A 14,051-nucleotide genomic window follows, 5' to 3' on the forward strand; every position below is an offset into this window, starting at 1 on the left:
AGAAAATATATCCGTAAAGCCAGTAGCTTAGCGGTTTGAGTTCTTCATAATACGTGCTTTGTCTAATTTCCACTCACGATCTTTAATGTCATCGCGTTTGTCGTGCTCTTTTTTACCTTTTGCGAGCCCAATTTTGACTTTGGACCAAGCATTTTTCCAGTAAAGAGACAGCGCGACAACGGTAAAACCATCTCGGCTAACTTTTCCGAACAGCGTTTCTAATTCACGCTTTTTCAGTAGCAGTTTGCGAGTACGTGTTGGGTCGCATACCACGTGCGTTGATGCCACATTAAGAGGCTGAATAGTTGCGCCAAAGAGGTATGCTTCGCCGTCGCGGAAAGTTACGTAGCTATCGGCGATATTAGCTTTACCTGCGCGCAGCGACTTAACTTCCCAGCCTTGCAGCGCCAACCCCGCCTCGATCTCTTCTTCGATGAAGTATTCGTGGCGAGCGCGTTTGTTCATAGCAATCGTTGCTGAACCGGGTTTGTGTGCTTTTTTCTTTGTCATAGTGCTGCCATTATACTGAACCAGTCATGGGATGAACATCCTTTCACCCTAAGCTGTCGTTGTTTTTTAATACATTAGCTCAGTGTGCTTAACGCGTTTCTCTCTGTCCACAGATAAATGGTATTATTTGTGCGTTTTATGTTACTCAGGAATTGATATGCCACAGATTAGCCGTTCTGCTTTGGTGCCTTTTAGCGCCAAGCAAATGTACCAATTGGTCAACGATGTTTCTGCCTATCCGGCGTTTTTACCCGGTTGTGTCGGAAGTCGTGTTTTAGAATCAGGGCCAAACTCGATGACAGCTGCTGTTGATGTCTCAAAAGCAGGGATAAGCAAAACGTTTACGACTCATAATACGTTGGCTGATAGCAGTAGCATTAAAATGCAGCTTGTAGATGGACCATTCCGTAAGTTACTGGGTGGCTGGCATTTTATCCCGTTAAGCGATGATGCGTGTAAAGTTGAGCTGCATCTCGACTTTGAGTTTACTAATAAGCTGGTTGAACTGGCATTTGGTAAGGTGTTTAAAGAGCTGGCGGGGAATATGGTTCAGGCTTTTACTTCACGAGCAAAAGAGGTCTACAGTGCCTGATATCAATGTGGAGGTGGTGTATGCCTTGCCTGAGCGCCAATATCTTCGTCGCATTAAGTTATCTGAAGGTGCCAACGTCGAGCAGGCGATTCAAAAATCTGGCTTGTTAGCATTGCGTACTGAAATTGACCTAACGAAAAACAAGGTTGGGATTTACAGCCGCGCGGTCAAATTATCAGATAAGGTGCATGAAGGTGATAGGGTAGAGATCTATCGTCCATTGCTTGCAGACCCTAAAGAGCTACGCCGTTTACGGGCTGAAAGAGCAAAAAAATAAGGCGCGTATGCGCCTTATTTTTTAAGGGTATCTTACACCAGCCGTATTCACGGCGCTGATCAGTCTTCTTTACTTTCAGGAAGCTTCTTGGTGTTTTCAATTCCGGTCAGAAGACCACTGCCATCAAAGGTTAGGGTCAGCGTCTCTTGAGACACGGCCTCATGCCCTGGCTGTTGGCGGAACACGTAGAACCATGTGCTGGTTCCAAACGGATCTTGCAGCATTGGTGTACCTAGCGTGTAGGCGACTTGTTGCTGCGTCATCCCTCTGTGAATTTTGGCTACGTCAGCAGCAGTCAGGTAGTTTCCCTGATTGATGTCAGGACGGTATACCACTTTTTCAAAGGTTGAACAGCCTGCGGTTAGCGTAACCATAACCACAGCAGCGGCAGTCAGCATTTTACAACGCATAGTAATCTCATTCCTTTTGGACATAGGTTGCCGATGATAATCGACCTTGCAACAGTTGGAAACCTCAACAGACTCCAATATGACCTCAGGAATCAAAAAAAGTTGATGTTTTTTATGCGGCAAGCAGTTCTTTTGCATTTGCCAGCGTGTTGCGCGTCACTTCACTTCCCCCTAACAGCCGCGCCAGCTCTTGCAAACGGGCTTTTTTATCCAATGATTGCATGGTTGTTTCAGTTTCAGAACCATCAGTGTGCTTGCTGACATAAAAATGCTGGTGCCCACATCCGGCGACCTGAGGTAAGTGGGTGACACACATGACCTGCGTTGATTCGCCAAGCTGGCGCAGCATTTTTCCAACGATAGCGGCAGTTGGCCCACTGATCCCCACATCCACTTCGTCAAAGATAAGCGCAGGCGTATCCATTTTCTGGGCGGTGATGACCTGAATCGCTAACGCAATACGTGAGAGTTCACCACCAGAAGCCACTTTAGCTAATGCTTGGAGTGGTTGGCCAGGGTTGGTGGTTACGCTAAATTCAATGCGGTCTGCGCCATCTGCGGTGAGTGCTTCTGGCATGAAATTAACATCAATTGCAAACTGTCCATGAGGCATAGAGAGTTCATGCATGCTGTGTGTAATGAGCTGAGAAAGCTCTTGAGCGAAATTCACCCGCTGTTGGTGCAACTGCTGGGCGAGCGAAAGCGCGTACTCATGATGTTTGTGTACGTTCTCAGCCAACTGTTCTTGATCGCTCTCCTGTTGGCTAAGTGACTGCTGCTCGTCCAAAAGCTGTTGATAAAACTGAGGCAGTTCTTCTGGCGTAACATGGTGTTTACGCGCCAGCGCAATTTGGCGGGATATCCGCTGTTCTAACTCATAAAGCCGAGCAGGATCCATATCAATCGTATCGCCGTAATGGCGCAGTTCATTGCTGGCTTCAGATATTTGAATTGAAGCTTCTTCCAGCATATCTAGCAGAGGCGAAAACTGGCTGTCGTAGCTAATCAGCTCAGACACGTTTTGTTTTGCGCTGTGCAGCAGGCTGAGAATATTGCCATCGTCGGCATCAGACAGCATGTTTAATGCGCGCTGGCTGATGGTCTGAAGCTGACCGCTATTGGCTTGGCGCTTATACTCCTCATCGATCTGCTCATACTCTCCGGGCTGGGGAGCAAACTCATTGAGTTCCTTGAGCTGATATTGCAGTAGCTGTTTGCGCGACTCACGTTCGGCAACCTGCTTTTGATGGTGAGCCAGCAGACGGCAGCTGTGATGCCATTGGCGATAGGCGGCTTGCATTTCTGCTAATAGCTCAGATTGGTTGCTATAGGCATCGAGCAGGTGTTTTTGGTGCTCGGACTTGAGCAGCAACTGATGCGCATGCTGGCCATGAATCTGAATCAGATGTTGGCCAAGTTCGCGTAGCTGTGAAAGAGGAACCGCGGTGCCATTGATAAATCCGCGGGAACGCCCGTCGGCGCTGATAACGCGTCGTAGCAGGCATTCATTGCTGTCATCTAGCTGATTTTGTTCAAGCCACTGTCGTGCTGACGGCGTATCTGCCAGAGAGAAGCGTGCGCAAATATCGGCTCTAGGCGTGTTTAAACGCACCATAGCGGCCTCTGAGCGCCCTCCAAGGCATAAACCTAGCGCATCAATAGCAATCGACTTACCCGCGCCTGTTTCGCCGGTGATGGCAGTCATTCCACGCTGGAAGTCAATTTCAAGTTCACGAACAATAGCAAAGTTAGAAATGGTCAGCTGCGTCAGCATTCGAAATTCCCCTGTACGGAATCACATAACTGTATTTAACTACAGTATAAACTGGTTTTTTATACAGTAAAGTAGCTAACGCAAAAAATTATTCTGTTCAGAAAAGTTTTTTCGACCATCCTAGTTTCGTGCTTAATGTATTGAAATAGTTGTAGTCTTTTGGATGAATAAGGTTCAGGTGGAATTGACTTCGCTGAATCATGACCTCTTCACCTTGCTGGATCGGTAGCGCAATCTGGCTGTCGCAGCTGATTTCTAGGTCGTTGCTGAAATGGCTAAACCGTAAGTGAATTTTGCTGTTGCTATCAATAACCAGCGGGCGAGCTGAGAGGGTGTGTGGGAACATGGGAACCAACGCAATGGCATCCAGTGTTGGCGTCAGAATAGGCCCTCCAGCAGACAATGAATATGCGGTAGAGCCCGTCGGCGTAGAGATAATCAGTCCATCAGAACGCTGAGAGAATGCAAAGTTTTCATTGATATAAACTTCAAATTCAATCATATGCGCGACTTTGCCTGGATGCAAAACCACTTCATTGATGGCGGTGCTCATGCGTCTTTGTTGTTGCTCGCGGCAAACTTGCACTTCAAGTAAAAAACGTTGTTCGCTAAAATATTCGCCGTCGAGAACGTCTGAGAGCTGTTGTTTGGCATTGTCGGGATCTAAGTCGGTAAGAAAACCAAGATTTCCACGGTTTACGCCAATCACTTTGATATCATAACGCGCCAGAATGCGGGCTGCACCGAGCATATTTCCATCGCCGCCAACCACAACGGCGAGATCGGCTTTTTGGCCTATATCCGCCAAGCTGCCTGTTTCGGCGTTTTCAAGTTTTAGATCGTGCGCAATTTGATGCTCAACGATCACCGGATAGCCTTTGCTGACAAGCCAGTGAAATAGCATTTCGTGCGTGGCCAGCGCGGCAGGATGACGCGGGTGACCGACCAGACCGATACATTCAAATTTTTTATTCATACGGTGGTTTTCCTACCGAGCGCAATTTAATGGCTCTCATTATGCGCGGTTCTCTTGAATCGCCAGCTTTCATCCCCATAATAAGCCAAGTAGCGAGATTAATGCCAAACCGCGGAGAATTTCATGAGTAGTAAAGAACAGAACATGTCGAATGAGCAAGCCTCACAAGAAATGGAAAACGGACAAGAGCAGCACGAACAGGCTCAGGTCGATGCGGCGGACGTCGTTGATACGCGCGATGAGCGTATTGCCGAATTAGAAGCTCAGTTGCAGGAAGCCGCTCAGCGTGAGCGTGATTCTGTCATGCGTGCCCGCGCAGAAGCGGATAATATTCGCCGTCGTGCTGAGCAAGACGTTGAAAAAGCGCATAAGTTCGCTTTAGAAAAGTTCTCTAACGAACTGCTGCCAGTGATTGATAATCTGGAGCGTGCGCTGGATCTGGCTGATAAATCTAACCCAGAACTGACCTCTATGATTGAAGGTATCGAATTAACGCTGAAATCCATGCTGGATGTGGTGCGTAAATTTGGCGTAGAGCAGGTGGGTGAAGTGAACGTTCCGTTTAATCCAGAAGTGCATCAGGCGATGACGCTAATGGAGTCTGAACAACACGAGCCTAACCACGTCATGATGGTTATGCAGAAAGGTTATACCTTGAACGGTCGTTTGATTCGTCCAGCGATGGTTGCGGTATCTAAAGCGAAAGCGTGATCCTGACGTCTTTTCCGAAAATAAAAAACCAGTCGATTGACTGGTTTTTTTTCGCCTGAAACTTACTCTTCGCTGCCGCTCTCTGGCAAACGTGGCTGCCAATCAATAGGCGCGAAACCTTGTTCAATCAACAATTGATTGGTTTGTGAGAAGTGATGGCAGCCTAAAAAGCCGCGATGGGCCGACAGTGGCGAAGGGTGCGGGGCTTTTAAGACGCGATGGCGCTGGGTATCAATAATGCTGCCTTTCTTTTGCGCGTGTGCGCCCCATAGCAGGAAGACAATCCCTGAGCGATGTTCATTTAGCGCGGCGACCACTTTGTCGGTGAACGTTTCCCAGCCGAGCTTCGCGTGTGAATGCGCTTGGCCGCGTTCAACGGTTAATACCGTATTAAGCAGTAAAACCCCTTGTTCAGCCCAGCTTTTTAGATAGCCGTGCTGAGGAATCTCGAAACCTTCGATATCGGTTTTGAGCTCTTTATACATATTCATTAACGAAGGCGGCGCAGGGATGCCAGGACGCACCGAGAAGGAGAGACCGTGAGCCTGATTGGGGCCGTGATAGGGGTCTTGGCCTAAGATCACGACTTTCACATCGTTAAATTCCGTAAAACGGAAGGCATTAAACACGTCTTTCTGCGGTGGATAAATGGTCTTACCGGCTAGGCGCTCTGCGGCGACAAAAGCGAGCGTGTCGTGAAAGTAGGGTTTTTCTTTCTCGGCACCGATGACGTCGTGCCAGTTTTGTGGAGAAGTCATCTGCACTTCCTCTTTGTTTATACGGAAATTATTTTGTCGTAGCTTACCGTTTCAGGTGATGAATTTAAACCATGATGAAAATTTAGCCATTTCAGAAAACAGTCAAAAGTGATGTTTTTTTGTGCGTAAATTAAATTTTTTTTGAAAATTTACAAAAATAGAAAAAGCCTCTCTAGAGGGGTAAATTTGATGTAAAACATAAATTTGCCCAAATTGGTAAAATTGACACCTTTAAAAAATTGATTTAAATCAAAGAAAACCCCACTCTATACTGGTATATAAAACATCAAGACAACATTGGTTTTACCAAATGGCCGAAGTTAAGGCCGTAAACTAAGAAATTAATCCCAGATTTTTTTGCTCTATTGACGGAGGCAACAAATGATTCAAGGTATTCAGATCACTAAAGCTGATAATGCAGACCTGATGAACTCTTTCTGGCTGCTCGATACAGATAAAAACGAAGCACGTTGTGTATGTGCAAAAGCAGGCTACGCAGAAGACCAGATCGTTGCAGTAAGCGAACTGGGAAAAATTGAATATCGCGAAGTACCTTTGGACATCAAACCAACTGTACGTGTGGAAGGCGGTCAGCATCTGAACGTTAACGTTCTGCGCCGTGAAACTCTGGAAGATGCTGTTAAGCACCCAGAAAAATATCCACAGCTGACTATTCGTGTGTCTGGCTATGCAGTGCGTTTCAACTCACTGACTCCAGAACAGCAGCGTGACGTTATTGCTCGTACCTTTACCGAGAGCCTGTAAGTTTAGGCTAAAGGCATAAAGAAATAGCAAAAAGGAGCCGAAAGGCTCCTTTTTTACGTCTGATAGCGAAGCGATTTTTGCTTAGCCGTGCAAAATATCATCATGAGTAGCAATCTCATAATTGGTATTATTATCATTCTATTTCATGGTGTTAGTATTATATAGCGACAAATAAGTTAAGCGCCTGAAATGAAAAATGGAAATATCATAATGCTGCGTGCTTTTTTATATGAGCGGGATATTCTCTAAGCTTAAGACGAAAAAAAACCGCCGATAAAGGCGGTTTTTTTGTCGGTGTGCTGATTTATTCTTCGGTCTTGGTCGGCTGTTCAGCTTCTTTAGACTTACGGCGTTTCCCGACATTTTTGCTGTCGCGATGGCGCACTTTTACCTTTTTATCTTTCTTCTCTTCAGCCTTTTTCTCTTGGCGCTTGAGCAGCGTCTTTTTAGAAGGCTTACCTTTGTTCTTTTCGCTAGGCGTTTTGGTTGTCGGGCGCAACTCGTCAACGACGCGTGACTTAATCTGCTCTTCAACGTAGCGGCTAATTTTGCCCAACAGCAAATGGTCGTGTGCTTCAACCAGCGAAATTGCGATGCCTTTGCGACCCGCACGGCCTGTACGGCCAATACGGTGCAGATAGGTATCTGCGGTGCGCGGCATGTCGAAGTTGAACACGTGGCTGATATCAGGAATATCCAAGCCACGCGCGGCAACGTCGGTAGCAACCAGAACGTTTACGCGACCATCGAGCATACGCTTCATGGCTTCGTTACGTTTGGCCTGTACCATTTCACCTTCTAGGTAGCAGGAGTTGATGCCGGCTTCGCGTAGCCAGCTTACCAGCTCATGAACACGTTCACGCTTGCGTACGAAGATCACGGATTTGGTGACTTCGGGCTCTTTTAGCAGATGACACAGCAGCTTGGTCTTATGCTCAAGGGTATCGGCACGGTAGTACCATTGCTGGATCTTTTTACGTTCGCGGCGCGATGGGTCGGCTTCAATTTCAACCGGCTCCTGCAACAGACGCTCAGAGAACTCTTTAATCGCATCGCCTTCCAGCGTTGCAGAGAACAGCATGGTTTGTTTGCGCCAGCGAGTTTCTGCTGCGATAGTTTCGATATCTTGTGCAAAGCCCATGTCTAGCATGCGGTCTGCTTCATCAAGGATCAGGGTTTCAACCGCGCGGCAATCGAAGTTTTCTTCTTTGATGTATTGCAGCAGACGACCGGTGGTTGCTACCACGATGTCCTGATTTTCGCTGAATACTTCAGCGTGGTTCATATAGGCAACGCCACCGGTGATGGTCGCAATGTCTAAATTTGTGTGTTTTGCCAATTCAATGGCTTGCTCGGCAACCTGCATTGCCAGTTCACGCGTTGGGGTCAACACCAAAATGCGCGGTGGGCCGGATTTCTTGCGCGGGAAGTCGAGCAGGTGCTGCAACACTGGCAGCAAATAGGCGACGGTTTTCCCGGTTCCGGTAGGCGCGGAGCCCAGAACGTCGCGACCGTCCATTGCCGGAGGAATGGCGGCAGCTTGGATAGCTGTCGGGCGGTCATAGCCTTTATCGCGCAATGCGTCGAGTAGGCGTTCATCGAGTTCGAGTTCGGAAAAATTGCTTGCTGTCATGGTCTACCTCTACTTGGGGCGCCGATTATAGACGGGTTGGAGCAGATGTTCACCCATTAAAGCGGGGGAATTAGCATGTTTACTCCGATCCAACCTTGGCGAATTTATGCGGATATTTTATGCTATGCGGCCAAAAATAAGGAGTTACCGTGGTTCAATGCCCATCAGAATCAGCGCCATTACGTCGTAACGGATTCACATTTAAGCAATTTTTTGTTGCTCACGATCGCTGTGAGATGAAGGTTGGTACAGACAGTATTTTGTTGGGCGGATGGGCAGATGTCAGCGATATCACTGGAAAGATACTGGATATCGGCAGCGGTAGCGGCCTTTTAGCGTTAATGTTGGCGCAGCGTACCACAGATTCAGTGCAAATTGATGCGGTTGAACTCGATGATAATGCCGCGTTGCAGGCGACGGAAAATTTCGCGCTGTCGCCATGGGCGGGCAGAGTGGCGCTGCATCATTGCGCATTGCAGTCGTTTGCAGCACAAACCTCTTCACGTTATGACCTGATTATCACCAACCCACCTTATTATCAGCCCGGCGTAGAATGTCGAAACCCGAGCCGAGGCACTGCCCGTTATACTTCTGAGCTTAGTCATCAAACGTTGCTCAAACATGCGCGCGCGCTAGCTTCCAATAAAGGAAAAATGGCGGTGGTTTTGCCTTGCGATATCAGTGCTGATTTTATGCAACTAGCGGCAGGCGAGGGATGGTTTTTATTGCGGCATACGGAAGTTGCGGAGTTTGCTAATAGAGCACCTCATCGTGCTCTGATGTTGTTTGGCGTGGAGCCCGTGTCACTGCAGTCAGACCGATTGATTATTCGTGATGAGAGCAAGGTTTACTCGAACGATTTCCGCGAATTAACCAACGCGTTTTATCTTTTTTTCTGAGTTTGATGATGTGAAAAAGGCCCAATAGGGGTAATGCAGATCGTTTATGAGATCGAGATACACGGGGCTAGCACACCGCGGGGCGCTCCGGCAGCTAAAACTGCTACGACCCCATCGGTGTACTTCCCCTAAAATCATGCTTAAGTTGCCAGCATTTCCCAATAAGGCCTTTTTAGTTTCTACTGCATTGCAGCTAACGTTGATGATTTGCTAAGGCTGTAAAATCGTTGGCTGCGAATTCTCTAAAAGGTCTGGATAATCCAGCGTGTAATGCAGGCCGCGGCTTTCTTTGCGTTCCATGGCGCAGCGTACAATGAGCTCAGCAACCTGCACCAAGTTTCTCAGCTCTAACAAGTTGTTAGAAATGCGGAAGTTGGCGTAGTACTCGTCGATTTCTTGCTGAAGCATTTGGATGCGGCGCAGCGCACGTTCCAAACGTTTGGTGGTACGCACAATGCCCACGTAATCCCACATAAATAAACGCAGTTCGTGCCAGTTATGCTGGATCACTACGCGCTCATCTGAGTTGTAAACTCGGCTGTCATCCCATTCTGGTAGACGCGGTGCGAGGCTGGTTTGTGGTAGGCGTTGCAGAATATCTTGCGATGCCGACCATGCGTATACCACGCATTCTAACAGTGAGTTTGACGCCATTCGGTTGGCTCCGTGCAGGCCGGTATAGCTGACCTCACCGATGGCATACAATCCTTCTAAATCAGTTCTTCCTTGATGATCGACCATCACGCCGCCGCAGGTGTAGTGTGCGGCAGGAACGATTGGGATCGGCTCTTTGGTGAGATCTAAGCCTAAATCCATCAGTTTTTCATAGATCATTGGGAAGTGCTGCATGATGAAATCTGCCGGTTTATGGCTAATATCCAAATACATACAGTCTGCGCCAAGGCGCTTCATTTCGTGGTCAATGGCGCGAGCGACGATATCACGCGGCGCAAGTTCGCCGCGTTCGTCAAAGTCCGGCATAAACCGCGAGCCGTCAGGGCGTTTGAGGAATGCACCTTCGCCACGCAAGGCTTCGGTTAAGAGAAAGTTTCTTGCCTGCGGATGGTACAAGCAGGTGGGGTGGAATTGGTTAAACTCTAGATTGGCAATACGACATCCAGCGCGCCACGCCATAGCAATGCCGTCGCCGGAAGAGATATCAGGGTTTGTGGTGTACTGATAAACTTTTGCCGCCCCGCCGGTAGCTAATACCACGGTGCGAGCGCGCAGAGTTTCAACGCGTTCGAGTTCACGGTTCCATACATAGGCACCTACCACGCGTTGGGTGCCCGGCAAGCCAATTTTTTTGGACGTAATCAGGTCGACGGCGTTGTACCGCTCGCAAACGCGGATGTTAGGGTGTGCATTTGCTTTCTGTACTAAAGTTGTCTCGACTTCTTTACCCGTTGCATCTGCGCTATGTAGGATCCGCCGATGGCTATGACCACCTTCGCGGGTTAGATGGTAGCGAGATTCGCCTGCGGGGCTCATTTCGGTATCAAATAGAACGCCTTGATCGATGAGCCACTGCACGCAATCTTTTGCGTTACGAGCAATAAATTCAACCGCTGAAGGATCACACAGCCCAGCACCGGCAATCAGTGTATCCTGCACGTGAGATTCGATGCTGTCGGTTTCATCAAAAACCGCGGCGATACCGCCTTGGGCATAAAACGTAGCACCCTCATTAAAGGGACCTTTACTTAAAACGGTCACTTTGCAGTGATCGGCAAGACGTAAGGCGAGTGAAAGTCCGGCAGCTCCGCTACCGATAATCAATACATCGTTGAAATGCTCAGAATTTGATTGCATAGGTTGTGGTGTGTGCAGCTGAAAAGTGAAAATCATGTTAGCCTATGCCAACGTGTAAATGCACGGTTAATGAACAACGAATATAAAAACAGCATCGTACGGAACTTTTTAGTACGTATGAACTCTAAGCTAGTGCTTGCTCAGGATCGATTGAGACAACTGGCAGTACTATTTTTTCATGCGTGGAGAGAGATTTGAGGAGAGATTACCTCGGATGAGCGAGCAGTTAACGGATCAGGTGCTGGTCGAGCGAGTCCAGAAAGGAGATAAGAAGGCTTTTAACTTACTGGTAGTTCGCTATCAGCATAAAGTTGCGAGTCTCGTATCCCGCTACGTGCCATCAGGCGATGTTCCTGATGTTGTGCAGGAATCGTTTATCAAAGCCTATCGTGCGTTGGAATCTTTCCGCGGCGAGAGTGCTTTTTACACCTGGCTTTATCGTATTGCTGTAAACACAGCAAAAAATTACCTGGTTGCTCAGGGGCGGCGTCCGCCATCAAGCGATGTTGATGCTAGTGAGGCAGAAAACTTCGAAAGTGCGGGTGCATTGAAAGAAATTTCGAACCCTGAGAACTTAATGTTGTCAGATGAACTGAAGCAGATTGTTTTCCGAACCATAGAGTCTCTTCCTGAGGATTTGCGTATGGCAATCACCCTCAGAGAATTGGATGGTTTAAGCTACGAAGAGATAGCGGCCATTATGGATTGTCCGGTTGGAACGGTACGTTCTCGTATTTTCCGGGCGAGGGAAGCGATCGATAATAAAGTTCAACCGCTGATACAGCGTTAATTATGCGGGCACAGGAAGGGTATTTAGGCATGCAGAAAGAACAACTTTCGGCTCTGATGGATGGTGAAGTGCTGGACAGTGAACTGCTTGGTTCACTGGGTAAAGACGATGCGCTTCAACAAACGTGGAAGAGCTATCACCTGATACGTGACACCCTGCGCGGTGACGTGAGCGACGCGATTGATTTTGATATCTCCGATCGCATTGCCGCGGCGCTTGATGATGAACCAGTTCGCTTGGTTCCCAATGCAATTCCCGAATCCCAGCCTCAGCCACATAGCTGGAAAGATATGCCTTTCTGGAGCAAGGTTCGTCCTTGGGCCAGCCAAATCACACAAATCGGTATTGCGGCCTGTGTTTCTCTCGCCGTGCTGGTTGGTGTGCAGCAGTATAATCAGCCAGTCGGTGGTGCAAGTGATTCAGATGCTCCGGCATTCAACACGCTACCGATGGGCGGCCAAGCTTCTCCGGTGAGTTTTGGTGTTCCGAATGAGAGCAGCAACGCCAATGGACAGCAGCAGGTTCAGCAGCAGCGTAAACGCATTAATGCGATTTTGCAGGATTATGAACTGCAACGCCGTCTGCACACTGAACAGTTGCAAATGGACAATGGTAATACTCAGGCGTCAGTTCAGGTGCCAGGAACTCTGTCATTAGGAACTCAGCAGCAGTAATGAAGCAACTTTGGTTCGCCATCAGCGTATTCGCTGGTAGCCTATTTGTTTCTAACATCGCCTCAGCGCAAGATTCGTCTGAGGCGATGTTGCAACAAATGAACGGTGCCAGTCAGTCACTCAGTTATGAGTTAGCGTATATCAATATCACCAAGCAGGGGATTGAGTCGTTACGCTATCGTCATGCCATTTATAATAATCAGTTGTTATCCCAGCTCTTGCAGATGGATGGTCCGCGCCGTGAAGTTTTACTGCGTGGCAATGAAATCAGCTATTTTGAGCCTGGACTTGAGCCATTTACGCTCAACGGCGATCACATTGTTGATGCATTGCCATCGATAATTTTCTCCGACATCAAACAGCTGAGTCAGTATTACAATTTCATCTCCGTTGGTAGAACCCGCGTTGCCGATCGCCCGTGCGAGGTGATTCGTATTGTGTCGCGTGACGGTTTGCGCTTTAGCTATATCGTATGGATTGATGAAAGTTCGAAATTGCCTTTGCGGGTCGACTTGTTAGATCGCGATGGCGAAACGTTAGAGCAGTTCCGCGTAATTTCCTTCACGGTTGGCGATCAGGTCAGTACAGCGATGGCGAGCTTAGCTCAGCTCACGCTGCCACCTTTGCTGAAATTACCGGCAACGGATAAGGTTAACTTCAGTTGGCAAGCATCTTGGCTGCCGCAGGGTTTCAAAGAGGTTTCACGCAGTCGCCGTACCCTGCCATCACTCACCGAACCGGTGGAATCACGCTTGTATAGCGATGGGTTGTTCAGTTTCTCTGTCAATATCAGCAGTGCCGCTGCGGGTGCTGCGGTGAGCGAGCAATTCTTGCGCCAAGGGCGTCGCACCATTCACACCGAAACGCGTAACAATACTGATATTACCGTCGTCGGTGAATTACCTCCGTCAACGGCTAAACGTGTTGCAAACAGCATTACGCTCAATGGTCGTAAATCATGATGCGCGAATGGGCAACGGTGGCATCCTGGCAACAGGGCATCGCTACGCTAAACTGTGAACAGCGCTCAGGTTGTGGTTCTTGCGGGGCGAAAAATACCTGCGGTACGGCGGTGTTGAATAAAATCAATCCTCAGTCGCAGCATCAGCTTCAAGTTGAAATTGCTCAACCGTTAGAGCCTGGCCAAAGGGTCGAGATTGGCATTACTGAAGCCAATCTGCTGCGTTCTGCGGTGCTAGTCTACCTCACGCCGCTGCTTGGACTCATCGTCGGCGGTGGTGTGGGGCAGTCATTGATGCATTCTGATGCATGGGCTGCGTTAGGCGCATTGGTTGGCGCTGCTGCTGGTTTCATGTTTGCGCGATTTAAGGCGAAAAAGCTAAGTGACCGGCAAGATTACCAGCCTATCGTTTTGCAGGTCGGTTTGCCTCCATCGATGATCCGCACCCCCACGAATATCTAGGTTTTACTGGGTTCGATGTGTAGAATGCATCGAATCTGGCAAATTAC

Annotated in this window: 16 protein-coding genes; 9 read left to right on the forward strand and 7 right to left on the reverse strand. The window is 48.4% G+C overall.

The genetic code is table 11. The features are described from left to right. Nucleotides 1-27: 27 nt before the first annotated feature. A complete protein-coding gene (gene smpB, locus U0008_RS04985; RefSeq protein ID WP_025800516.1) occupies nucleotides 28-510 on the reverse strand; it encodes an SsrA-binding protein SmpB in 483 nt (160 codons plus the stop codon). A 157-nt stretch (nucleotides 511-667) separates the two neighbouring features. On the opposite strand from smpB, the gene U0008_RS04990 reads away from it, so the two are divergent. Together U0008_RS04990 and U0008_RS04995 are read left to right on the forward strand one after the other, a co-directional pair. Further along, on the forward strand, nucleotides 668-1,102 hold the full coding sequence (locus U0008_RS04990) for a type II toxin-antitoxin system RatA family toxin (protein WP_025800517.1): 435 nt from the start codon (nucleotides 668-670) through the stop codon (nucleotides 1,100-1,102). Next, entirely contained in the window at nucleotides 1,095-1,379 is a 285-nt protein-coding gene (locus U0008_RS04995; protein ID WP_043491423.1) for an RnfH family protein, read from the forward strand. Before U0008_RS04990 ends, U0008_RS04995 begins: the two co-directional genes overlap by 8 nt. Nucleotides 1,380-1,438: 59 nt before the next feature. On the opposite strand, the gene bamE is transcribed toward U0008_RS04995, so the two are convergent. The 3 genes from bamE to nadK form a co-directional block, all read right to left on the reverse strand. Beyond that, the gene (gene bamE, locus U0008_RS05000) at nucleotides 1,439-1,789 is read right to left on the reverse strand and encodes an outer membrane protein assembly factor BamE (RefSeq protein WP_040046809.1); all 351 of its coding nucleotides are present in this window, start codon (nucleotides 1,787-1,789) and stop codon (nucleotides 1,439-1,441) included. A 112-nt stretch (nucleotides 1,790-1,901) separates the two neighbouring features. Continuing rightward, on the reverse strand, nucleotides 1,902-3,563 hold the full coding sequence (gene recN, locus U0008_RS05005; protein WP_043491425.1) for a DNA repair protein RecN: 1,662 nt from the start codon (nucleotides 3,561-3,563) through the stop codon (nucleotides 1,902-1,904). 97 nt (nucleotides 3,564-3,660) lie between these two features. Further along, nucleotides 3,661-4,539 (reverse strand): NAD(+) kinase, encoded by an 879-nt coding sequence (gene nadK, locus U0008_RS05010; RefSeq protein ID WP_025800521.1) that lies wholly within the window; start codon nucleotides 4,537-4,539, stop codon nucleotides 3,661-3,663. Nucleotides 4,540-4,662: 123 nt separating this feature from the next. Between nadK and grpE the strand changes: the two genes are divergently transcribed. Next, nucleotides 4,663-5,250 (forward strand): nucleotide exchange factor GrpE, encoded by a 588-nt coding sequence (grpE, locus tag U0008_RS05015; protein ID WP_025800522.1) that lies wholly within the window; start codon nucleotides 4,663-4,665, stop codon nucleotides 5,248-5,250. Nucleotides 5,251-5,312: 62 nt separating this feature from the next. Here grpE and ung read toward each other — a convergent pair whose 3' ends face one another. Next, nucleotides 5,313-6,008 (reverse strand): uracil-DNA glycosylase, encoded by a 696-nt coding sequence (gene ung / locus U0008_RS05020; protein ID WP_025800523.1) that lies wholly within the window; start codon nucleotides 6,006-6,008, stop codon nucleotides 5,313-5,315. A gap of 381 nt (nucleotides 6,009-6,389) precedes the next feature. Between ung and grcA the strand changes: the two genes are divergently transcribed. Next, on the forward strand, nucleotides 6,390-6,773 hold the full coding sequence (gene grcA, locus U0008_RS05025; protein ID WP_025800524.1) for an autonomous glycyl radical cofactor GrcA: 384 nt from the start codon (nucleotides 6,390-6,392) through the stop codon (nucleotides 6,771-6,773). Between the two features lie 304 nt (nucleotides 6,774-7,077). Here grcA and srmB read toward each other — a convergent pair whose 3' ends face one another. Next, a complete protein-coding gene (gene srmB, locus U0008_RS05030) occupies nucleotides 7,078-8,406 on the reverse strand; it encodes an ATP-dependent RNA helicase SrmB (protein ID WP_043491428.1) in 1,329 nt (442 codons plus the stop codon). Between the two features lie 236 nt (nucleotides 8,407-8,642). Here srmB and U0008_RS05035 point away from each other — a divergent pair, with 236 nt between their 5' ends. Continuing rightward, entirely contained in the window at nucleotides 8,643-9,305 is a 663-nt protein-coding gene (locus U0008_RS05035; RefSeq protein WP_080723921.1) for a tRNA1(Val) (adenine(37)-N6)-methyltransferase, read from the forward strand. A 210-nt stretch (nucleotides 9,306-9,515) separates the two neighbouring features. Here the strand turns inward: U0008_RS05035 and nadB are convergent, their stop codons facing one another. Beyond that, complete coding sequence (gene nadB, locus U0008_RS05040) at nucleotides 9,516-11,117, reverse strand: L-aspartate oxidase (protein WP_181881081.1); 1,602 nt, start codon at nucleotides 11,115-11,117, stop codon at nucleotides 9,516-9,518. Nucleotides 11,118-11,331: 214 nt separating this feature from the next. Between nadB and rpoE the strand changes: the two genes are divergently transcribed. Genes rpoE through rseC form a run of 4 tightly spaced genes read left to right on the forward strand, consistent with a single transcriptional unit; the run spans nucleotide 11,332 to nucleotide 14,004 of the window. Then, complete coding sequence (gene rpoE, locus U0008_RS05045) at nucleotides 11,332-11,907, forward strand: RNA polymerase sigma factor RpoE (RefSeq protein ID WP_008812634.1); 576 nt, start codon at nucleotides 11,332-11,334, stop codon at nucleotides 11,905-11,907. Nucleotides 11,908-11,936: 29 nt separating this feature from the next. Continuing rightward, the gene (gene rseA, locus U0008_RS05050; RefSeq protein ID WP_025800528.1) at nucleotides 11,937-12,581 is read left to right on the forward strand and encodes an anti-sigma-E factor RseA; all 645 of its coding nucleotides are present in this window, start codon (nucleotides 11,937-11,939) and stop codon (nucleotides 12,579-12,581) included. After that, entirely contained in the window at nucleotides 12,581-13,543 is a 963-nt protein-coding gene (gene rseB, locus U0008_RS05055) for a sigma-E factor regulatory protein RseB (protein WP_025800529.1), read from the forward strand. Before rseA ends, rseB begins: the two co-directional genes overlap by 1 nt. After that, entirely contained in the window at nucleotides 13,540-14,004 is a 465-nt protein-coding gene (gene rseC, locus U0008_RS05060) for a SoxR-reducing system protein RseC (protein WP_043491437.1), read from the forward strand. The genes rseB and rseC overlap by 4 nt, the downstream gene beginning before the upstream one ends. The last annotated feature ends 47 nt before the right edge of the window (nucleotides 14,005-14,051 follow it).

This window comes from Hafnia alvei (genome assembly GCF_034424155.1).
GTDB lineage: Bacteria > Pseudomonadota > Gammaproteobacteria > Enterobacterales > Enterobacteriaceae > Hafnia > Hafnia alvei.

Bases quoted from the DNA above. Each gene is read 5' to 3' on its own strand.
- smpB (WP_025800516.1), bottom strand. From the start codon at position 510: ATGACAAAGAAAAAAGCACACAAACCCGGTTCAGCAACGATTGCTATG.
- grpE (WP_025800522.1), top strand. From the start codon at position 4,663: ATGAGTAGTAAAGAACAGAACATGTCGAATGAGCAAGCCTCACAAGAA.
- nadK (WP_025800521.1), bottom strand. From the start codon at position 4,539: ATGAATAAAAAATTTGAATGTATCGGTCTGGTCGGTCACCCGCGTCAT.
- rseB (WP_025800529.1), top strand. From the start codon at position 12,581: ATGAAGCAACTTTGGTTCGCCATCAGCGTATTCGCTGGTAGCCTATTT.
- U0008_RS05035 (WP_080723921.1), top strand. From the start codon at position 8,643: ATGAAGGTTGGTACAGACAGTATTTTGTTGGGCGGATGGGCAGATGTC.
- ung (WP_025800523.1), bottom strand. From the start codon at position 6,008: ATGACTTCTCCACAAAACTGGCACGACGTCATCGGTGCCGAGAAAGAA.
- recN (WP_043491425.1), bottom strand. From the start codon at position 3,563: ATGCTGACGCAGCTGACCATTTCTAACTTTGCTATTGTTCGTGAACTT.
- U0008_RS04990 (WP_025800517.1), top strand. From the start codon at position 668: ATGCCACAGATTAGCCGTTCTGCTTTGGTGCCTTTTAGCGCCAAGCAA.
- rseC (WP_043491437.1), top strand. From the start codon at position 13,540: ATGATGCGCGAATGGGCAACGGTGGCATCCTGGCAACAGGGCATCGCT.
- srmB (WP_043491428.1), bottom strand. From the start codon at position 8,406: ATGACAGCAAGCAATTTTTCCGAACTCGAACTCGATGAACGCCTACTC.
- grcA (WP_025800524.1), top strand. From the start codon at position 6,390: ATGATTCAAGGTATTCAGATCACTAAAGCTGATAATGCAGACCTGATG.
- bamE (WP_040046809.1), bottom strand. From the start codon at position 1,789: ATGCGTTGTAAAATGCTGACTGCCGCTGCTGTGGTTATGGTTACGCTA.
- rpoE (WP_008812634.1), top strand. From the start codon at position 11,332: ATGAGCGAGCAGTTAACGGATCAGGTGCTGGTCGAGCGAGTCCAGAAA.
- nadB (WP_181881081.1), bottom strand. From the start codon at position 11,117: ATGCAATCAAATTCTGAGCATTTCAACGATGTATTGATTATCGGTAGC.
- rseA (WP_025800528.1), top strand. From the start codon at position 11,937: ATGCAGAAAGAACAACTTTCGGCTCTGATGGATGGTGAAGTGCTGGAC.